Genomic DNA, 20,033 nt, shown 5'->3' on the forward strand with positions numbered 1-20,033 from the left:
GACCCTCCGCTGGGGAGGGCCGGGAGATCGACCGCGTCAGGCCGCGACGTTGCTGAACGTCATGGTGATCACGCCCTTGTCGCCGCCTTCGTCCTCGTTCCAGACGGTGACGGTGCGAGAGATGACGCCGTCGCGCGGCACCAGGACGGTGAACTCCAGATCGCCGTCGAGGTCGCTGGTGGACTCGCTGGTGCCCTCGAAGAGCAGCGCCGTGCCCTGGACCACCACGTCGCCGTTGAGCTTGGCCTGGCCGATCAGCTTCAGCTCGACCCGCATTTCACCGCCGCAGCCCTTCTCCATGACCATGACGTCCTGCATCAGGTCGCTGGTCAGAACGGCCTCGTTCTGGCGGTCGGCGCTGGCGCGCTCATCGGACCCGAAGGTCTCGTCGTCGGTCAGCTCCATGTGCACGGCGCAGGACAGACGACGGCGGACGTCGGGCGCCCCGTCGCCGCCGATGCCCAGGGGCTTCAGCCCCGGCGTGCCGGTCGAGGCTCCGGGCTGGTAGGAGGTTGCGGAGGTGGCCGCGCCCAGAGCCGGCGACCATGCGATCTGGCCGCGCTCGAAATTGCTGATCCGGCCGTTGTTGACGCCCAGGTCCAGCTCGTCCGACACCGGATAGCCCAGGAACGACTTCTCGGCGCCCAGCTGCTTGTACTTTTCGAGGATCAGGCCGTGCACCTCGTGCGCGCCGGTCGTCGGCGACCAATAGACCACCCCGCCCTGGAAGGTGGACAGGCGCCCGTTGCCGCCGCCCTGCAGTTCGTCGCTGGTGGGGAAGCCCAGGAAGCTGTTCTCCCAGCCCATGGCCGCCCACTTGTCGCGGATCAGGCCGTGCACCTCGTGCGCGCCGGTGGGCTGCGACCAGTAGATCGAACCGTGCTGATAGTGCCGGTACCAGCCTTTCTTGTTGGGCGTGATCGCGTGGCCGATCGTCGCCTTGCCGAGCCAGCCGGCGTCGCCGCCCAGGGCCTGGTGCTTGGCGTTGATCGCCACCACGGGCGCCGACAGCAGCGGAAAGCGCGTGGCGATGTTGGTCAGGTCGTTGACCTGGGTGATCTTGATTTTTCCCGGCGCCAGAGTCGCGGTCGAACCCATTGTCTCTCTCCCAGCCCGTTATGGGCGGCGGGACGATACACGTCATGCGCGAATTGTCGCAGCGACGCTCGATCAACATATCGCGCTATGGTTGCGCTTGCATTTTGAGCGAGCACGACGCCGTCAGGCTTTGAGCCAAGCTTGGTGGATCGGGATACCGCATTGAATTAGCTTCATAATCGTTGATCACCGTCTTCCGGACGCCCTGACTTTCACCGTCTCGCCCGCCGCCGCCAACATTCCCGTGAACGGACGTGAGACCCAAACTAGACGACCGGTCTATTATTTCCTATATGGGAGTCATGACCGCCCGCAAGAAATCCGAGATCACCCGCGAACACACCCTGGCCGTGGGCCGCGAGCTGGTGCTGCGCCAGGGCTTCGGCGGCATGGGCCTGAAGGAGCTGCTGGACGCCAGCGGCGTGCCCAAGGGCTCGTTCTACTATTACTTCGCCTCCAAGGAGGCGTTCGGCTGCGCCCTGCTGGAGGACTACTGCGCCGAATACGGGGCCAAGCTGGCCGCCCTGTTCGACGCGCCCGGCAGCGGCCGCCAGCGCCTGATGGCCTACTGGAACGTCTGGCTGGACGGCGACACCGCCTGCGGCATGGCCGACCGCTGCCTGGTGGTGAAGCTGGGCGCCGAGATCTCCGACCTCTCGGAAGACATGCGGCGGATCCTCGACACCGGGGTCGAGCGCCTGGTGCGCCGCATCGCCGCCGTCATCGTCGAAGGCCGCGACGACGGCTCCCTGCCCGGCTCAGGCGATCCGGTCGCCACGGCCCGGGCGATGTACGCCCTGTGGCTGGGCGCGGCCATCCTGGCCAAGCTTTCCAAGGACCAGGCGCCCCTGCGCGAGGCGCTGGCCACCACCGAGATCCTGCTCGCGGCCGCCTGAGCCGCGCCCCTCACAATAACAAGGAGAAGACCCATGCGCAGCGCGATCCACAACGTGTTCGGCGATCCGGCCGAAGTCCTGGCCCTGGCCGACAGCCCCGTTCCCGAGCCCGGTCCCGGCAAGGTGCGGGTGCGCACCCTGCTGTCGCCGATCCACAACCACGACCTTTGGACCGTGCGCGGCAACTACGGCTACAAGCCCGCCCTGCCCGCGATCGGCGGCAGCGAGGCGGTCGGCATCGTCGACGCCGTCGGCGAAGGCGTCGATGCGGCCCTGGTCGGCCAGCGCTTCGCCGTAGCCGGCGTGCACGGCAGCTGGGCCGAGTACTTCGTCGCCTCGGCCGCCGGTCTCGTGCCCGTGCCCGACGCCATTCCCGACGAGGCCGCCGCCCAGCTGATAGCCATGCCGTTCAGCGCCATCACCCTGCTCGAGACCCTCAATGTCGAGGCCGGCGACTGGGTCGCCCAGAACACCGCCAACGGCGCGGTCGGCAAGACCCTGGCCATGCTGGCCAAGGCCCGCGGCGCCAACGTCATCAACCTGGTGCGCCGCGACGCGGGCGTCGCTGAACTGGCGGAGCTCGGCATCGACAACGCCGTCTCCACCGCCGACGCCGACTGGAAGAAGAAGGTCGCCGAGATCACCGGCGGCGCGCCGATCAAGGCCGCCGTCGACTCCATCGGAGGAACCGCCTCGGGCGACATGGCCGACCTGTTGGGCGAGAACGGCCTCTTGGTCTCGTTCGGCTCTATGACCGGCGAGCCGATGCAGATCTCGTCGGGCACGGTGATCTTCAAGCAGCTGACCGTGAAGGGCTTCTGGGGCTCGACCGTCTCGGCCAACATGGCCCCGGACCTGCGTCGCAAGCTGATCGGTGAACTCTTGACCCAGGTGGCGACCGGCAAGCTGAAGCTGCCCACCGACGGCGTCTACGGCCTCGACCAGGTGTCCGACGCCGTGAAGGCCTCGCTGACCCCGGGCAAGACCGGCAAGGTGCTGCTGCGGCCTTGATGCACTCCTGTTTCGTCATCCCGGGCGAAGGCGCGTAGCGCCGTAGACCCGGGACCCAGGGGCCGGCGCATTGCGGTTGCTCCTGGGTCCCGGCTCTCCGCTTCGCTGCGGCCGGGATGACGAGCTATTTGAGCCTCTACTTCAGCAACGCCCTCAGCTGCGCCAGCCCCCGCTCGGGCGGGCTGCCATAACCTATCGGCTCGACGAACTGGCCCTTGGCGTCGAACAGGTAGACCGCCGACGAGTGGTCGACCGTGTACTCCCCACCCTCGATCGCCACCTTGCGGTGATAGACGCGGTAGGCCTTGGCCGCCGCGTCGGTCTGGGCCGTCGTGCCGGTCAGGCCCCGGATGCGGTGATCGAAGTTCGACAGATAGAGCTTCAATTGCTCGGGCGTGTCGCGCTCGGGGTCGACCGAGACGAACACCACGTTCAGCTTGTCGGCGTCGGGGCCCAGGTCCTTCAGCCAGCCGGTCATCTCGGTCAGGGTCGTGGGGCACACCTCCGGGCAGAAGGTGAAGCCGAAGAAGATCGCCGTCGGCTTGCCCAGCAGGTCCTTCTCGGTGACGGCCTTGCCGTTCTGGTCGACCAGCTGGAACGCTCCCCCGACCTTGGCCGAGGCGTTGGCCTTGGCGTGTTCGGCCGTGCGGTCGCAGGCGGCCAGGGGCGCGGCGCAGATCAGCGCCGCCAGGACGAGTTTGGACAGGATACGCACGTCTACTTGCCTCCCACGGCCTTGACCGGCGCGTTGATCGTCACCGGCGGGGCCGACTTGAACCGCAGGGTCAGCGGCACGCTGGCGCCCACCGCCAGATCGATCTTGGGACCGATCACCATCAGGTGCTCGGCCCCGGGCTTCAGCGCCACGGCCTGGCCGGCCGGCAGCGGCAGGCCTTCCGAGAGCTTGCGCATACGCATCACCCCGCCGTCCATCGACATGGTGTGGATTTCGGCCCGGGCCGCCGCCGGGGTTTCCACCGACACCAGCTGATCGGCGGCCGAGGCGGTCAGGGTCAGGTAGCAGCCGCCGGCCGGCGCGCCCTTGGGCGCGGCCCGGCACCAGGCGCCCTCGACGGCGACCTTGGGCGCCACCCGGGCGGGCGGCGCGGCCTGGGCGGCGAGCGGCAGGGTCGCCAGCACCGCCGCCGCGATCATCAGTTTCGAAAGGGTCATCACGAACTCCTTGGGGGAAGGATAGCGTCAGAACGAGACGGTGACGCCGCCGAACACCGAGCGGCCGTCGCCGGGCCAGACGGCTGCGGTGACGGCGGTCCAGGTGGTGGCCGCCTGGACGTTGGAGACATAGGCCTCGTCCGTCAGGTTGCGGGCGTCGAGGAACAGCGAGACCTTGTCGGTCGCCTTCCAGCCGGCGTTGAGGTTGAGGATCGCGTAGGACGGCGCGGTCCTGGTGTTCTTGTAGTCGATCCATTGGTCGCTGGCGGACCACTCCACCGACGGAGCCAGGAACCAGCCGGCGGCTGCGTCATAGCGCAGCTCCGCCCGGTAGAAGTGCTTGGGCACGATGGGCAGGCGGTTGTCGCCGTACTGGGCGTCGCCGTCGAAGCGGAAGTCCGACAGGGTATAGGTCTGGCGCAGGCGCCAGCGCGGCGCGAAGGCCCAGTCCAGCGCCGCCTCGATCCCCTGGTGGATCGTGTCGTCGGCGTTGAAGGTGGCGGCCGGGTGCTGGCTGTCGACGGCGAACTGCAAGAGCTCGTTCTTCAGCTTGGCGCGATAGGCGGTCAGGTCGTAGGTGAACGCTCCGCGATGGCCGCGCGCGCCGGCCTCGGCGGTCCAGGCCTCCTGCGCCCGGATCGGCGCGAAGCCCACATTGCTCGGCGACAGCGAGCTGAAGTTGGGTGGCTCCACCGAGCGGGTGACGTTGGCGAACAGCTGCGAACCGTCGTCGCCCTGCCACAGCACGCCCACGCGCGGCGAAACCCACTCGTAGTCCTTGTCGGCCGTCAGGTTGAAGGTCGAGGCCACGGCCGGAACCTTGAAGCTCTGGTAGTCGCGCTCGGCCCGGCCCCAGGTCAGGCCCCCGACCAGGATCACGTGGTCGGTGACGAAGAGGCGCCCTTCCCCGAACACGTCGGCGGCCTTGGCGTTCTGCTGCGCCAGCGACTGCAGCGCGCCGCGTCCGCCCCGGACGTTGGTATAGAAGGCCGAGTCCAGGTCGCCCTGGCGGTACCAGGCGCCCAGATAGGCGTCGGCCTTCAGCCCGCCGACTTCGCCGTCCCAGTCCAGCCGCCCGAAGGCGCCGTAGTTGCGGCTCTGCTGGTCGATGACCTGGAAGATCGGGTGGTCCAGGTCCTTCCACACCGCATAGACCGCGCCCTGGAACACCGTGTGCTCGTCCAGCCGCCAGGTCGTGCGCAGCGAGCCGCGCAGGCCGCGCTGGTTGCGGGCCTGGTCGTTGGCGAGGCTGGCGGCGGCGCTCTGGCGCGGATTGGCCTGGAACTGGGCCAGGGTCAGGGCGCCGGGGATTTCCTGGGCGATGTTGGAGCCGTTGAGGATGAAGCGCACCTCGCGGTCCTGACCGAAGCTGCGCCCCAGGTTCAGGGTGGCGAACTGGATGTTCTGCTGGCTCTGCGAGCGCCAGCCCTGGCTGGTCTGGTTGGTGGCGGCGGCATAGAGATCCCAGTCGCCCTTCTCGCCGGCGATCGCGGCGTGCTCGCGGATCAGGCCGAACGAGCCGCCGTCGACGCGCAGGCGGGCGTTGAAGCCGGCGTCCTTGCCCGTGGGCGTGACCATGTTGATCGCCCCGCCCAGCAAGGCGCCGCCGAAGCGCAGGGCGTTGCCCCCGCGATAGACCTCGGCATAGCGGGTGTTCAGCGGGTCGGCGATCTGGCTGTCGCCATAGCCGTCGGCCTCGTTCAGCGGCACGCCGTCCTGGGCCAGCAGCAGGCCGCGATTGTGGCTGGCGTTGCCTATCCCTGAGCCGCGGATCGAGATGCGCACGTCCCCGCCCCACTTGCGCTGGGCGTAAACGCCGGGGGCGTCGCGCAGCATGTCGTCCAGCGCCAGGGCCTGGCGGCTGGCATAGGCCTCCTGCGAGATCACCGACACCGCGCCGGGGGTCTCCGACAGGCGCTTGCGGGCGTCGGCGACGACGGAGGGGTCCTCGGCGTTGCGGCGGGCGGTGACGATCACCGACGAGACGACGCCTTCGCTGTCGTCGGGCGCGGCCAGGGCGGCGGCGGGCGCGAGCGCGGACAATGCGCAGGCGGCCAATAGAACGGATTTCATCTTCAGGTCCTTGGGCCGCGCCTTGCGCGACCATCAGCGGGCGGATCAGGCCACGCGGTCTCGCGCGGCGTTGCGAGCCCGGCGCGCGGCCGGGCGCTCCACCGGTCACGAGACCGGCGGTCAGATCAGCAGGCTGGGAGGACCTCTGGCCGGCAGCGGCGGCGCGGCCAGGCCCCGGCCGGGGGCCAGATGGACGACGCGGGCAGGCTGCGGCTGGTCGGCATAGGCGACGAACTCGACTGGCGCGACGGCCAGGTCGGCCGGCGGCGCGCCCATGGCCACGCCCAGGGCCGCGAAGGCGCAGGGCGCGTCGGCGGGCTTCTCGTCCGAACCGTCCTTGTGGTGATCCAGGCGCTCGCCGGGCGCGACGACCATGGCCCCCTGGCCGGTGCACAGCACCAGGGCGAAGGGCAAGGCGTTGCGGGGCTCCGGCGCGGTCATGAAGCCGGCCGGGATCAGCACCTTCAAGGCGACCGCCAGCGCCGCGAGCGTCATGAAGACGGCGCGGGCGTTCGTCCAGCGATGGAAGGTCGGCCGGGTCACCCTTCAGGCTTTAGCTCAAGCAGCGCGGGTTGTCCTTGGACATTCGGTCCCAGCCACATCATCCCTGGCGCGAAACACGGCGCGAGGTACAACCGAACCCATGATCGACCGTCGTTCTTTCCTCGCCTCCGCCGCCGCCCTGGCCGCGCCCCTCCCCGCCCTGGCCCGCGAGACCGAGGGCGAACGGCTGACCGCCGTGCTGGAGGGGCTGATCCAGAAGGCGATGCTCGACTCGCCGCAGCTGATGACGCTGACCGGCATGGACGCCGGCCCCAACGCCGCCGCGCGCGGCAAGCTGGACGACCGCTCGCCGGCCGGGATCGCCCGCACCCGCCAGCTGTTCGTCGATCTTCAGACCCAGTTGGCCACCTTCGACGCCAAGGCCCTGACCGGCATGGACCGGGTCAACCACCGCTCGGCCGCCTATCTGGCCGACACCACCTTGCAGAGCTACGCCATGCCGTTCGGCGATCCGAACGTCGGCGTCGCCGTGCCCTACGTCGTCTCGCAGCTGTCGGGCGCCTATCGCGCCGTGCCCAGCTTCCTGGCCGACACCCATCCGGTGAAGACCAAGGATGACGCCGAGGCCTATCTGTCTCGCCTGTCGGCCTTCGCCGGACTGCTCGACCAGGAGACCGCCCGCGCCCGCGCCGACTTCGCCAAGGGGGCCACCCCGCCCGACTTCGTGCTGCGCACCACGCTCTCGCAATTCTCGGCCCTGCTGGCGCCGGCTCCGGCCAGGTCCGAGCTGGTCACCGGCCTGACCCGCCGCACCGCCACGATCCCCGGCGACTGGGAGGCCCGCGCGACGAAGATCGTCGAGGCCGAGGTCTATCCGGCCCTGCGCCGCCAGGCCGAGCTGCTGACCGCCGCCCTGCCCACCGCGACGCACGATGCGGGCGTCTGGCGCCTGCCGGACGGCGAGGCCTACTACCGCTACGCCGTGCGTTCGGCGACGACCACCGACCTGGCCGGCGAGGAGATCCATCGCCTCGGCCTGGAACTGGTGGCCCGGTTCAACGCCCGCGCCGACGCCATCCTCAAGGCCCGCGGCCTGACCAAGGGCCCGGTCGGCGCCCGCATCGCCGCCCTGCGCCGCGATCCGGCCAACCTCTATCCCAACGACGAGGCCGGGCGCGCCGCCCTGCTGGCCGACCTCGAGGCCAAGACCCAGGCCATGCGCGAACGCCTGCCCGGCTATTTCGGCCGCCTGCCCAAGGCCGGGGTGAAGATCCAGCGCATCCCGCCGTCGATCGAGAGCGGCGCGCCCGGCGCCTACTACACCCCGCCCAGCCTGGACGGCTCGCGCCCCGGCCTGTTCTCGATCAATCTGCGCGACACGGCCGAGCAGCCGCGCTTCGATCTGCCGACCCTGGTGTTCCACGAGGCCATTCCCGGCCACCACCTGCAAAACGCCCTGATGATGGAGGCGCCGGGCATTCCCACCCTGCGCCGCCTGCCGATCTTCTCGGGCTATTCCGAAGGCTGGGCGCTCTATGCCGAGCAGTTGGCCGACGAGATGGGCGCCTACAAGGACGACCCGCTGGGCCAGTTGGGCTACATCGCCTCGATGCTGTTCCGCGCCTCGCGGCTGGTGCTCGACTCCGGCATCCACGCCAAGCGCTGGGGCCGCGAGAGGGCCATCGCCTACATGTCGGACACCCTGGGCGACGCCGAAAGCTCGGTCACCCGCGAGGTCGAGCGCTACTGCGTCCAGCCGGGCCAGGCGTCGAGCTACATGCTGGGCTGGCGCACCTGGACCGACAGTCGCGCCCGCGCCGAAAAGCGCCTGGGCGACAAGTTCAGCCTGAAGGGCTTCCACGACACGGGCCTGACCGCCGGCACCATGCCGCTCGACGTCCTGGCCTCGGTGATCGACGAGTGGCGGGGAAGTTGAGGATCGGCGCTCCCTAGAGCGCCATCTCACCCAAACGGCTCGTCATCCCGGAAAGCCCGCAGGGCTTATCCGGGACCCAGGGGCGGGCGCACCGCAGGCGGCCCCTGGGTCCCGGCTCTGCGGCCCGCTACGCGGTCCTCCGGCCGGGATGACGCGTGAAGTATCCGCCCCTTTGCCGCTAAGCCGGCGCATAGGTCAGCCTGACGGTCTCCTCCCCGATCCGCATGCTGTCCACCAGCCGCAGCTTGGGCCTGGATCCCGCGAAAAACGGCGAGCCCTCGCCCAGCACCACGGGGTGCAGGTAGATCTTGTATTCGTCGATCAGGCCAAGCGCGGTCAGGCTACGGGCTAGGTCGGGCCCGCCGACCTCGATCACTCCGTCATGGCTGTCCTTCAGCGCCCGGACGGCTGTCTCCAGGTCGCCCTCGAGCAACGACGCGTTCGGACCCACCGACTTCAGCGAGCGCGACACCACCCATTTCGGACAGCCGCGCCAGGCCGCCGCGAATTCGCGCCGAGGCCCGTCCCAATCAGGATGGTCCTCGTCCCAATAGCTCATGATCTCGTAGAGGCGACGCCCATAGAGGCTGCCCGTCAGGCTCCGCGCCTGGTCGACGAAGTATTGGAACAGCACGGGATCCGGACCGAAACCCGCGTGGTCGACATAGCCGTCGAGGGACTGGTTCATTCCGAAGACGAGCTTGGCCATGGCGATCTCCCCGGCCTCTTCGAAGGGCCTGGCGGGAGGTTGCGCGGAAAAGCGGCCGGGCGCAAAGCCCCTGCCTCGGCCCAGCTTTGCGGCCACGCAGCAACTCGCTATTAAGAGTCACTTGCATTAAGGCGGAAAGGCGACCAAAAGCGTCGCCGTTCGGCGAAGCGCTCTGTCGGGAGTCGCTCGCCCATGCAGTGCGAATGATTCTTATTCGCTATATATACGGGGATAGTCGTATGCGCATTTCCAACCGGACGCGCGGCCTGTTGCTGGCCGGCGTCGCCAATCTCGTTCTCGTCGGCCTCGCCCACGGCCAGACCGCCGACGCGCCCGAAGAGGCCGTCACCACCAGCAAGCTGTCGCTGGGCAAGGTCGTCGTCTCGGCCGGCCAGGAGAAGGTGGCGATCGACACGCCCCAGGCCGTGACCACGCTCGACCAGGACGCCATCGACCAGGCCCAGGCGTCGACCATCGGCGACCTGCTGGCCGGCATCCCCGGCGTCAACACCATGGGCGGCGTCGGCGCCCTGGGCCAGGGCTTCAACATCCGCGGCATGGGCACGGGCCTGGCCGACAGCGACAGCCGCATCCTGATGCAGATCGACGGCGTCACGAAGTTCTTCGAGCAGTATCGGATGGGCGCGTTCTTCAGCGACCCCGAGCTCTACAAGCGCGTCGAGGTGCTGCGCGGCCCGGCCTCCTCCACCCTCTATGGCGCCGGCGCCCTGGCCGGCGTGGTCAGCTTCACCAGCAAGGACGCCTCGGACTTCCTGCAAGGCGACGACCGCTTCGCCGTGCGCCTGCGCGGCGGCGTCGAGAGCAACGCCGAGGCCCGCTTCGGCTCGGGCATCCTGGCCTTCAAGCCGACCGAAAAGCTGGAAGTGCTGGGCATGTACACCAGCCGCCGCAGCGACGAGTACGAGAACGGCAATGGCCAGGTCGTGCCGGCCTCCAACGCCACCTCCGACAGCTACCTGCTGAAGGGCCGCTACACCTTCGGCAAGGACCACAGCGTCTGGGCCTCGTACCAGAACTGGAAGAACGACAGCGTCCAGATCTACGACCAGTCCGAGGCCATGGCCACGACGCCCGTGCGTCGCAAGACCACCGACGACACCGCCGTGATCGGCTACCAGAACGCCTTCGAGGGCAATGACCTGCTCGATTTCGAGGCCCAGGTCTCCTACGCCAACAGCAAGGTCAACCAGACCGACACCACCTTCCTGTCGGGGGTGCTGGAGTCGGAGTTCTCGTACAAGACCTATCAGGGCCGCGCCCAGAACACCTCGGAGTTCCAGTTCGCCGGCGACGGCGTCGCGTTCCTGACCGTCGGCGCCCAGGCCTACAAGCAGGAGCGCCGCAATCCGCGCCGCACCGCCACCGGCACCAACCACGGGGCGGCCACCCACCCCGAAGGCGACATGGAGAAGTACGGCCTCTTCGCCCAGGGCGAGATCACCTACGGCAAGCTGACCGTGATCCCCGGCGTTCGCGTCGACTGGACCAAGCTGCAGCCAGGCCTGGGTGTCACGACCAGCAAGAAGGTCAATGACGACGGCGTCTCGCCGAAGATCGCCGCCCTCTACAGCCTGACCGAATGGGCCTCGGTGTTCGGCTCCATCGCCCACACCGTGCGCATGCCGGTGCTGGACGAGATCTACAGCCGCACCGCGACGGCCTCGACCAACTACAGCCTGAACCTCAAGCCCGAGGAGTCGGACAACTACGAGGTCGGCGGCACGCTGCAGTTCCGCAACCTGTTCGGCCAGGGCGACCAGGCGCGGATCAAGACCACCCTCTTCCGCAACGACGTCAGCAACCTGATCGCCCGCGGCACGGCCACGTCGAGCTACTTCGTCAACATCGGCGAGGCCCGCTATTCGGGCGTCGAGGTCGAGGCCGAGTACGGCGCCAAGCAGCTGTTCGTGCGCGGCGCTCTGTCGGTGATCGACGGTGAGAACCGCACGACGGGCGCGGCCCTGAACACCATCCCGGCCGACACCCTGAACCTGACGGTCGGCTACGTCTTCCCGGCCTACAACCTGACGGCCGGCTGGCGCGGCGAGTTCGCCGACGACCAGAACGAGACCACCACCGCCTCGCTGCGCACGCCGGGCTACTCGGTGCACAACCTGTTCCTGACCTGGAAGCCGCAGGAGGGCGCGCTGAAGGGCCTGGAGGTGCAGGCGGGGGTCGACAACCTGTTCGACAAGAACTTCCGCCGCCACCTGTCGTCGCTCGACGCCGAGGGCCGGAAGGTCAAGCTCACGCTCGGCAAGACGTTCTGACCATGAAGACGCCCTGGCACGTTCGAGCCTGGGCGACGGGGGCGTCGTTGGTCATCAACGGCGCCCTCGGGCTTGCCGTCGTCCAGTGGGAGCAAAGGCCCGTCCTCGCGCCCATGGACGACGCAGCCATGCTGATCTCCCTGGGCGATCCGGCCCTCGAAAGCCTCGACAACGCCACCTCGCCCGACGCCGCGCCGGCCCCGACGCCGGAGGCCGAGCCTGCGCCGCCGCAGCCCTCGCAACCGGAAAAGCCCGCGCCCAAGCCGCTGCCGCCGCGTCCCGACGGCTGGCTGACCCAGGCCGCGCCCGCGCCGCCCTCTCCTGCCCCGCCTTCCGAAGCGCCGCCGCGCCCGACGCCGCCCGCCGCAGCCCAGGCCGCCGTGCCGGCCGCCGCCCGGGCCATGGACGCCTCGGCCGCCAAGCCGCCCGCCGGCCGGCGCGACGCCGACAGCGTGCAGGCCCACGCCGGAACCAGCACCGCCTACGCAGCGAGGGTCCGGGCCTGGCTGGAAGCCCACAAGACCTATCCCAAGGCCGCCCGCATGCGAAAACAGCAGGGCGTGGCCCAGGTGACCTTTGTCCTCGACCGCACCGGCCACGTGCTGGACTGCCGCCTCACCGGCCCCACGGGCCATGCGCTGCTCGACGCCGAGGTCCGCGCCATGGTCGCCCGGGCCGATCCGTTTCCTGCGCCGCCGCACACAATCAAGGGCGAGCGGATCGAGATGGACGCGCCGGTGGAGTTTTCGTTGTCCAGATGATCCCTCTCCCCTTGCGGGAGAGGGTGGCCCGCGAAGCGGGTCGGGTGAGGGGTCGAAAGCCCCGTCCGTTGCGACGGCAGGTAGGCTGGATGCAGCATCTCATGTTTGAGAGACCCCTCATCCGTCGGCCTTCGGCCGCCACCTTCTCCCGCAAGGGGAGAAGGATCACTTGGCCCGCATCCCCTCCACCGGCCCGAGATAACTCCCCGGCGCCGTCCCGCGCGAGATCACCAGCCGCTGGAACACCACGCCCGGGTCCACCCGCCACAGCCGCACCCGGTGCGCACCCGCCGACGGGATACTCAGCGAAATCGTCAATGAACGGATGTTATCCGCCACAGCCTTGTCCCAGGCCTTCTCGGACGGGTCGGGAATGGTGTTGACCACCACCGGCGCCGCGTCGTCGATCGACACGGCGAAGCGCGGGCCCGTCCCGCCCGTGACGTCGAGCCCCGGCGAAACCAGCACGGTCAGGTCGACGGGCCCGGCCTTCTCGAAGTCGACCAGATATTCGAGCATGGGGCCCTTGCCCGGCGCGCTGGGCGCGGCCGTGGTCGGATAGCCGGCCACGCCCGACAGCGTGCGGCCGAGGTTGGGGATGGTCTTCCACGACACGCCGTCCGCCAAGGTCGCCCGCGCATGGTGCTCGGCCTCGATGGCCAGCGGTCCGCCCGCCTCGACGAAGGCGCCCCTGACCGGCTTGCGGGGCGTGTTGTCGACCACCGCCGTCACGACCGCGGTCTGTCCGCCCGATCCCTTGATGGTGATCGGAACGCGGTGGACGCCCGTCGGCGCCTTGGCCCAATCGACCGAGACCTCCAGCCGCGTGTCGCCCCACGGTCCCGCCTCGCCCCGCGCGATCTTCAGCCAAGCCAGGTCGGTGGTCGCCTCGAAGGCGATCCTGGCCGGACCACGATTGAAGACGTCGATCCAGCGCGAGGCCGCGCTCCAAGGGCTCAGCGGCGGCAGGTCGGCCCGTCCGTCATCCTCGACCCTGGCCTCGCGCCCCTCGACGGCCACCCCGACCTTGCTGCCGCGATAGACTCCCTTGCGGGCCACCTTGGGCATGATGTTGCGATCGGGCTGCTGCCAGCCGCTGTAGCCGATGTGGGTCTGATCCATCATGTGGACCCACTTGCCGCCGGCGATGGCGTCATGCTGGCGGGTCAGTTCCGCGTCGCGGGCGAAAAGTTCCTCGACCCGATCGACCTCGTCCAGGTGGCTGCTGCGTTCTTGGAGGTCATAGAGGCGGTGCCGACCTACGGCGATGTAGAGTCGATTGAAGTTGGCCGCCGCAGCGATCGGAAACCAGACCAGCTGGAAGAAGGCGTCGTCCTGAGCCTTGGGCAGCGCCTTGCGCACCGCTTCGGCGCGGGCCTCCAGGTCGCCCCATTCGGCCTCCACCCGTTCGGCCTCGCGGAAATTGACCAGGCTGAAGGTCGCCGCGTCGATCAGCTCGGGCTTTCGCCGCGCATTGAGCTTCGTATAGCCGTCCAGCAGCGCCGCGATCTCGACCGCGTGCTCAGGCCCGAACTGCGCCGCCGCCCAGTCGCGGGTATAGGTCGAAAGCTTTTCGACCGGCATGGCGGCCGGGTCCCAGGCCAGGTCGAGGAAGAACTCGGTAGGCAGCTCCATCGGCTTGAGGTCGCCGACATTGACGATCCACAGCCGATCGGCGCCGTGGTCGTCGGCGCGCTTCATCTGCTCCCAGGTACGCTCGATCTGGTTGGTGTTGAGCCACTTGTAGTTCCGGGGCCCGCCCACATAGTCGAAGTGGTAGTAGACGCCGTAGCCGCCAGGCCGCGTCTCGCCGGCTTTGGGCAAGCGCCGGATGTTGCCCCAGTTGTCGTCGGCGAACAGCAGGGTCACGTCATCCGGAACCCGCATCCCGGCGTCGTAATAGTCCTGCACCTCCTTGTAGAGCGCCCAGACCTGCGGGGTGGCCGACGGGTCCTTGCCGGTGACCTCGCCGATGATCTTCCGCTGGTCGGCGACGATGGTCTCCAAGAGCTTGGTGGCCGTGCCTTGCGTCATCGGCTCGTCGCCGTCGCCGCGCATGCCGACCGTGACAAGGCTCTCGTTGGCGCCCATTCGCTCGACGCCCTCGCGCCAGAAGCGGCGCAGGGCCTGCGGGTTCTTCGAGTAGTCCCACGGCCCCTGGCCGTAGCGCTCCCACTCGACGTGGGCCCGCATCATCGGTTCGTGGTGCGAGGTTCCGATCACCACGCCCATCTCGTCGGCCAGCACGGCGTTCAGCGGGTCGTCGTCATAGAGCGCCTTGCCCCACATGGCCGGCCACAGATAGTCGCCCTTCAGCCGCAGCACGAGCTCGTAGACCCGCTCGTAGAAGGCGTGGTTGAAGCCGCCGAACGTCTTGTTGGCCCAGCCATACAGGGCCGGGTTCTCGTCGTTGAGGAAGATGCCCCGGTACTTGACCTTCGGCGCCTGCAGCCGGGCGCCGGGCGCGACGGAGAGGTCGCGGCGCACCGGGACCGGCACGTCGGCCCACCAGGTCCAGGGCGAGACGCCGGCCCGTTCGGAAAGGTCATAGGCGCCGAAGATCGTCCCGCGCTTGTCGGCGCCGACGATGACCAGGGCGCGGGCCACGCCCGGTCGCGGGTTTTCGACCACCTGCTGGACGAAGCCCTCCCAGCGGCCCTTCAGGGCCGAGACGTCCAGCTTGCCGGCCGCGACCAGGGCGTCGATCTGGGCGCTCCGGCCCAGGGTCCCGACGATGACGACCGGCGCGTCCTTGGCCGGCTGGGCGCCGCCGGAAAGCTTGGAGAGGTCGCCGCGCAGCCCCTGCACCGCGCGCAGCACGCCGGGCCAGTCGGTGACGTCGGCCTCGACCCGGGCGGGCTTGCCGCCTTCGATCAGCGGAAAGCCGCCGACGACGGGCTTTTCCGACACGGCGGCGGGTTCGGCAGACCGCGCGGCGGTCGGGGCCGCCAGCGCCGCCGCGGCCGCCACGGCGGCGGCGAGCGCGAGAGCCGAGACGGCGGTGCGAAGTCCCGTCGCGCCCTTGCTCACGGGGCGACTGCGATCTCGAACGGGCCCAGCGGCAGGCCGGCCATGTCGAAGACGTTGAAGGTCGGCGCATCGGCCCAGGCGAACCGCACCCTGATCGGCGTCAGGCCGGCGGGGATGGCGACCACCGCCCTGTCGCCCTCGACCCGGGCGTCGGCAAAGCGGCAGCCGATCGCGTCGCATAGCTCAAAGCCGATGGCCTTGTCGGAACCGCGGGTTGCCAGGCGCTCGGCCACCTGCTCGAAGACCACCTCGACCGTCTGACCCATGCGGCGGGCGGCGACCGGCGAAGGACCAGTGGTCACCGCCTGCCCCGCCAGGCGCTTGGCGCCCCGGGCCAGGCGCTTGCCGACGTCCTGCTTGTTGGTGGGGTGGATGTCGGAGGGATCGCCGATGTCGGTGATGACGGCCAGGGCCGCGTGGCCGTCCTTGGCCACGGCCAGGCGCTGGGCCTCGCGCACCTGGGCCCACCAGGAATCCTCCGGCGCCAGCTGCGGCTTGCCGTAATTGGCCAACTGCACGACCAGGGCCGGCATGTCGGCGGCCTGGCCCACGCGCCGTTCGGCCAGCAGTTCGCGTAAGAGCGGCTCGTAGGTCTGGGGCCGGCCGGTGTTGCTCTCGCCCTGGTACCAGGCGAAGCCCTTGAAGGCGTAAGGGCCCATCGGCGCCAGCATGCCGTTGTAGAGGGTCGAGACGCCCGACAGCGTGTCCCAAGGCGCGCGCGGCGGCTCGCCGGTTTCCTTCGGCTCGATCTGGTAGCGCCAGCTCGTCAGCGGGATCCGCGTCCCGTCGGCCAGCACCAGGGCGCGGGCGGCCTCGCCGTACATCCCGCCGTTGGCGTAGGTGTCCAGCGCCGAGACGACGATGCGGTTGGCGCCGGCCTTCAGCGTCCCGGCCGCCACCGGATAAGTCCGCACCGTGCCCGCGCCGGAGGTCGAGCCGACCCCGACGCCGTTGACGAAGGTGGTGTCGACCTCGTCGACCATGCCGATCTCGAGGCTGGCCGCGCCTTTCGCCTGCGCCGCCGTCAGGGTCGCCGTGGTCTCGAACCAGACCATGCCGTTGAAGTCGGCCAGGGCCGGCACGCCCCAGCTTTCCCAGACACCCAGCCCCTGCGGCGCAGGCGTCCAGGCGCCGTCGCCGGCCCACGGGCCGCCGGCCGCGCCCTTGTGGCGCAGGCTCCACCAGGCCTTGATGGTCTCGCCCCAGCGGCGGTCGGCGGCCGGGCGGTCCTTGAGGGACAGCTCGAGCGTGGCGATGTCATTGCCGTAGTCGCCGGCCTTGCGCAGGGCGGCCGGGCTCAGCCAGGCCTCGATGGCCGACCCGCCCCAGGAGGCGTGAACCAGCCCCAGCGGCGTCTTGTCGGTCTTCCGCAGTTCGCGAGCCATGTAGTAGCAGGCGGCCGAGAACGACCCCACCGCATCGGGCTTGGCCGCCTTCCAGGCCGGCGCCTTCGTGAAGGTCGTGCGTGGCGAGCGGCTGTCAGCGTGGTCGACATAGGCCATGCGCAGGCCGTCGTCATTGGCCGAGCGGATCTCGGACCACGAGTTGTTGCCGCGCTCGACCGGCAGCTCCATGTTCGACTGGCCCGAGCACAGCCAGACGTCGCCGACCAGCACGTCGCTGACCGTCTGGCTCGCGCCCGAGGCGGCCCTGGCCTCCAGGGTGTAGGGCCCGCCGGCCGTCATCGCCGGCAGGTCGACGCGCCAGGCGCCGTTCGCGCCGGCCTTGGCCGTGGCCGTCCTGTCGCCAAGAGTGACGGTCACCGCCTCGCCGGGCCTGGCCTCGCCGAACACCGGCAGGGGCCGGCCCCGCTGCACCACCGCATGGTCGGCGAACAGCCCGTTCAGCAACGGCCCCTGGGCGGCGGCGGGCGTGGCCGCCAAGGCGGCCAGCAGGATCGGCGCGACACGGCGCATGTGGTCAACTCCCTCGGCCGCCTGCGGCGGCTCGTTGTTCTAGATCCTCCCCCTCCTGGGGGAGGTGGCCCAGAGGGCCGGAGGGGGACCGTTTTCAGCTTCCGCAGCGCTAGCCGCTTCAGCAACGACTTCCCCCTCAGTCGGCTTCGCCGACAGCTCCCCCTTCAGGGAGAGCGTCTTCAAGCCACCGTCAGCTTCGCCGACTTCAGGTCCACCGAGTTCGGCCCGACGAGGATCGAGAAATCGCCCGGCTCGACAACCCGCTTCATGGCCAGGTTCCACATCCACAAGTCCGACGGCTTCACCTCGAAGCTCACCGTCTTCTTCTCGCCGGGGGCCAGGGTGACGCGCTTGAAGTGCTTCAGCTCCAGCACCGGACGGGTGACCGAGGCCGCCTCGTCGTGGACGTAAAGCTGCACCACTTCGTCGCCGGCGACCTTGCCGGTGTTGGTCACCTCGACCGACACCGTCGTGCTCTCGCCCTGGCCGATACGGGCCTTGGACAGGCGCGGCGCGGCGATCTCGAAGCGGGTGTAGGAAAGCCCGAAGCCGAACGGATAGAGCGGGCTGGTGGCGCGGTCGAACAGGTAACCGCGGCGGGCCGTGGGCTTGCGGTTGTAGTAGATCGGCAGCTGGCCGACGTCGCGGGCGATGCTGACCGGCAGCTTGCCGCCCGGATTGGCCCGGCCGAACAGCACGTCGGCGGCGGCGTTGCCGGTCTCCTGGCCCAGGTACCAGCCCTCGACCAGGGCGTCGGCCTTCTCGGCCAGCAGGTTCACCGACAGCGGACGGCCGTTCAGCAGCAGCACCACGGTCGGCTTGCCGAGGGCGAAGATGGCGCGGGCCAGGTCGTTCTGCTGGCCCACCAGATCCAGGCTGTCGCGGTCGCCCAGGTGATTGTCGGCCCAGGCTTCGCGGCTGGTCTGCTCGTTGTCGCCCAGCACCATGACGACGACGTCGGCCTTCTTGGCCACCTCGACCGCTTCGGCGATCAGCCTGGCGTTGACGGCCGGGTCGACCAGCTTGACCTCGTCGGCGGCCCAGACGCGCTTTTCGGTGATCCGCACGGCCTCGGCGTAGTCGAGGGCGAACCCTTGCGCCTTGGCCTCGGCGGTCAGGCCCTCCAGCACCGAGACCACGTGGCGCGGCTCGTCGGAATAGCCGCCGATCGGGGTGTCCTTGGCGTGCGTGCCCAGGAGCGCCAGGCGCTTGATCTTCCTGCCGTCCAGCGGCAGCAGGCCCTTGTCGTTCTTCAGCAGCACCACCGCCTTCCGGGCCGCCTCGCGGGCGAGGGCGACGGCTTGCGGCGTGGCGGTCTTGGCGTCGGCGGCCTTTTCATCCGCATACGGATTTTCGAACAGGCCGCCTTCGAACTTGATCTTCAGCACCCGCGCCACGGCCGCGTCGACGGCGGCCTCGGGGATGCGACCCGACCGCACCAGCTGCGGCAGCAGCACATAGGCCTCGCCGTCGGGCAGTTCGACGTCGACGCCGGCGTTGATCGCCATCACCGCCGTGTCGGCCAGCTGGTCGGTCAGCTTGTGGCGGGTGATGATCTCCTTGATGGCGAAGTAGTCGCTCATCGTCGCGCCCTGGAAGCCCCACTCGCCGCGCAGGATATCGGTCAGCAGCCAGCGATTGGCGTGCGAGGGCACCCCGTCGATCTCGTTGTAGCTGGGCATGACCGAGCGCACGGGCAGCTCCTTCACCGCCCGTTCGAACGGCGGGAAGAAGTTCTCGCGCAGGGTCCGCTCGGCGATCTGGGCCGGGCCGACATTGGTGCCGTTCTCGGGCTGACCGTGGCCGGTCATGTGCTTGAGGGTGACGAACACCTTGTCGGGCGCCAGCGGCAGGGTCTTGCCCTGGAAGCCGCGGATGGCGGCCAGGCCCATCTCGGCGCAGACGTGCGGGTCCTCGCCATAGGTCTCCTCGATGCGGCCCCAGCGCGGATCGCGGGCCACGTCGACGACGGGAGCAAGCGCGATGTTGGAGCCCCGGGCGCGCATCTCCTTGGCGGCCACCGAGAACACCTGCTCGACCAGCTCGGGATCGAAGGTCGAGGCCAGGGCGATCGACTGCGGGAAGCTGGTCGCATCACGCGCGACATAGCCGTGCAGGGCCTCGTCGTGCATCAGCATCGGGATGCCCAGGCGCGTGCTTTCCATCGCCCACTTCTGGGCGGCGTTGACGTATTTCGCGGTCTGCGGGGCATTGCGGCCCACCGAGCCGTCCTCGGCCCCGGCGGCGGCGTTGACCTCGGTCGTCGGCTTGAGACCCCGACGGTCGGTCGGGCGCGAGATCTGGCCCAGGCCATTGGGGAAATTCTTGGTCGCCGTCTCGGGCGAGAAGTCGCCGGTCGGCGTCTGGATCGCGGCCTTGGTCAGCCAGATGCCGATCAGCTGGGCGGCCTTCTCCTCCAGCGTCATCCGCGAGAGCAGGTCCTTGACCCGCGCGTCGACCGGCTGGGCGGGATCCTTGTAGAGCGCCTTGCCGTCCGCTGGCTTCGGAGCAGCGCGGACCGCCGGCGCCATCGCGGCGCCGAGAGCGGCCAGGCTGACACCCAGCGTGCGGCGAGTAAGGGTGGTGGTCATCCTTGCGTTTCCCCAGCGTCTGTCACGGCGGCTTCGCGCCGTCT

14 protein-coding genes and 1 pseudogene are annotated in these 20,033 nt (G+C 69.6%); 5 read left to right on the forward strand and 10 right to left on the reverse strand.

The features are described 5' to 3' along the window. Positions 1–36: 36 nt before the first annotated feature. Entirely contained in the window at positions 37–1,098 is a 1,062-nt protein-coding gene (locus P7A99_RS11800; protein ID WP_277794046.1) for an LGFP repeat-containing protein, read from the reverse strand. A gap of 302 nt (positions 1,099–1,400) precedes the next feature. Between P7A99_RS11800 and P7A99_RS11805 the strand changes: the two genes are divergently transcribed. Then, positions 1,401–1,994 (forward strand): TetR/AcrR family transcriptional regulator, encoded by a 594-nt coding sequence (locus tag P7A99_RS11805; RefSeq protein ID WP_277794047.1) that lies wholly within the window; start codon positions 1,401–1,403, stop codon positions 1,992–1,994. Between the two features lie 33 nt (positions 1,995–2,027). Further along, positions 2,028–3,005, forward strand: a complete 978-nt coding sequence (locus P7A99_RS11810) for a zinc-binding dehydrogenase (protein ID WP_277794048.1) — start codon at positions 2,028–2,030, stop codon at positions 3,003–3,005. A 14-nt stretch (positions 3,006–3,019) separates the two neighbouring features. Here the strand turns inward: P7A99_RS11810 and P7A99_RS11815 are convergent. The 5 genes and pseudogenes from P7A99_RS11815 to P7A99_RS11835 all read right to left on the reverse strand — a co-directional run. Then, a pseudogene (locus P7A99_RS11815) lies at positions 3,020–3,133 on the reverse strand (hypothetical protein); the annotation flags it as partial. A gap of 8 nt (positions 3,134–3,141) precedes the next feature. Then, positions 3,142–3,720, reverse strand: a complete 579-nt coding sequence (locus P7A99_RS11820) for an SCO family protein (protein ID WP_277794049.1) — start codon at positions 3,718–3,720, stop codon at positions 3,142–3,144. 2 nt (positions 3,721–3,722) lie between these two features. After that, complete coding sequence (locus P7A99_RS11825; RefSeq protein WP_277794050.1) at positions 3,723–4,178, reverse strand: copper chaperone PCu(A)C; 456 nt, start codon at positions 4,176–4,178, stop codon at positions 3,723–3,725. A gap of 27 nt (positions 4,179–4,205) precedes the next feature. Next, entirely contained in the window at positions 4,206–6,251 is a 2,046-nt protein-coding gene (locus P7A99_RS11830; RefSeq protein ID WP_277794051.1) for a TonB-dependent receptor family protein, read from the reverse strand. Between the two features lie 120 nt (positions 6,252–6,371). Next, on the reverse strand, positions 6,372–6,794 hold the full coding sequence (locus P7A99_RS11835; RefSeq protein WP_277794052.1) for a DUF2946 family protein: 423 nt from the start codon (positions 6,792–6,794) through the stop codon (positions 6,372–6,374). A 100-nt stretch (positions 6,795–6,894) separates the two neighbouring features. Between P7A99_RS11835 and P7A99_RS11840 the strand changes: the two genes are divergently transcribed. Continuing rightward, positions 6,895–8,691 (forward strand): DUF885 domain-containing protein, encoded by a 1,797-nt coding sequence (locus tag P7A99_RS11840; RefSeq protein WP_277794053.1) that lies wholly within the window; start codon positions 6,895–6,897, stop codon positions 8,689–8,691. A gap of 178 nt (positions 8,692–8,869) precedes the next feature. Here the strand turns inward: P7A99_RS11840 and P7A99_RS11845 are convergent, their stop codons facing one another. Next, complete coding sequence (locus P7A99_RS11845; protein WP_277794054.1) at positions 8,870–9,400, reverse strand: dihydrofolate reductase family protein; 531 nt, start codon at positions 9,398–9,400, stop codon at positions 8,870–8,872. Positions 9,401–9,639: 239 nt separating this feature from the next. On the opposite strand from P7A99_RS11845, the gene P7A99_RS11850 reads away from it, so the two are divergent. Continuing rightward, the gene (locus P7A99_RS11850) at positions 9,640–11,691 is read left to right on the forward strand and encodes a TonB-dependent receptor domain-containing protein (protein ID WP_277794055.1); all 2,052 of its coding nucleotides are present in this window, start codon (positions 9,640–9,642) and stop codon (positions 11,689–11,691) included. A gap of 128 nt (positions 11,692–11,819) precedes the next feature. Further along, a complete protein-coding gene (locus tag P7A99_RS11855; RefSeq protein WP_277794056.1) occupies positions 11,820–12,452 on the forward strand; it encodes an energy transducer TonB in 633 nt (210 codons plus the stop codon). Between the two features lie 165 nt (positions 12,453–12,617). On the opposite strand, the gene P7A99_RS11860 is transcribed toward P7A99_RS11855, so the two are convergent. The 3 genes from P7A99_RS11860 to P7A99_RS11870 all read right to left on the reverse strand — a co-directional run bounded on the left by P7A99_RS11860 (position 12,618) and on the right by P7A99_RS11870 (position 19,989). Then, entirely contained in the window at positions 12,618–15,482 is a 2,865-nt protein-coding gene (locus tag P7A99_RS11860; RefSeq protein ID WP_277794057.1) for a glycosyl hydrolase 115 family protein, read from the reverse strand. After that, on the reverse strand, positions 15,479–17,398 hold the full coding sequence (locus P7A99_RS11865) for a sialate O-acetylesterase (RefSeq protein ID WP_277794058.1): 1,920 nt from the start codon (positions 17,396–17,398) through the stop codon (positions 15,479–15,481). Before P7A99_RS11865 ends, P7A99_RS11860 begins: the two co-directional genes overlap by 4 nt. A 179-nt stretch (positions 17,399–17,577) precedes the next feature. Then, positions 17,578–19,989, reverse strand: coding sequence for a glycoside hydrolase family 3 N-terminal domain-containing protein (locus P7A99_RS11870; RefSeq protein WP_277794059.1), 2,412 nt, complete (start codon positions 19,987–19,989; stop codon positions 17,578–17,580). Positions 19,990–20,033: the final 44 nt, after the last annotated feature.

This window comes from Caulobacter endophyticus (assembly GCF_029543245.1).
GTDB classification, from domain to species: Bacteria; Pseudomonadota; Alphaproteobacteria; order Caulobacterales; family Caulobacteraceae; genus Caulobacter; species Caulobacter endophyticus_A.

Bases quoted from the DNA above. Each gene is read 5' to 3' on its own strand.
- P7A99_RS11800 (WP_277794046.1), bottom strand. From the start codon at position 1,098: ATGGGTTCGACCGCGACTCTGGCGCCGGGAAAAATCAAGATCACCCAG.
- P7A99_RS11805 (WP_277794047.1), top strand. From the start codon at position 1,401: ATGACCGCCCGCAAGAAATCCGAGATCACCCGCGAACACACCCTGGCC.
- P7A99_RS11810 (WP_277794048.1), top strand. From the start codon at position 2,028: ATGCGCAGCGCGATCCACAACGTGTTCGGCGATCCGGCCGAAGTCCTG.
- P7A99_RS11825 (WP_277794050.1), bottom strand. From the start codon at position 4,178: ATGACCCTTTCGAAACTGATGATCGCGGCGGCGGTGCTGGCGACCCTG.
- P7A99_RS11830 (WP_277794051.1), bottom strand. From the start codon at position 6,251: ATGAAATCCGTTCTATTGGCCGCCTGCGCATTGTCCGCGCTCGCGCCC.
- P7A99_RS11840 (WP_277794053.1), top strand. From the start codon at position 6,895: ATGATCGACCGTCGTTCTTTCCTCGCCTCCGCCGCCGCCCTGGCCGCG.
- P7A99_RS11845 (WP_277794054.1), bottom strand. From the start codon at position 9,400: ATGGCCAAGCTCGTCTTCGGAATGAACCAGTCCCTCGACGGCTATGTC.
- P7A99_RS11850 (WP_277794055.1), top strand. From the start codon at position 9,640: ATGCGCATTTCCAACCGGACGCGCGGCCTGTTGCTGGCCGGCGTCGCC.
- P7A99_RS11855 (WP_277794056.1), top strand. From the start codon at position 11,820: ATGCTGATCTCCCTGGGCGATCCGGCCCTCGAAAGCCTCGACAACGCC.
- P7A99_RS11865 (WP_277794058.1), bottom strand. From the start codon at position 17,398: ATGCGCCGTGTCGCGCCGATCCTGCTGGCCGCCTTGGCGGCCACGCCC.
- P7A99_RS11870 (WP_277794059.1), bottom strand. From the start codon at position 19,989: ATGACCACCACCCTTACTCGCCGCACGCTGGGTGTCAGCCTGGCCGCT.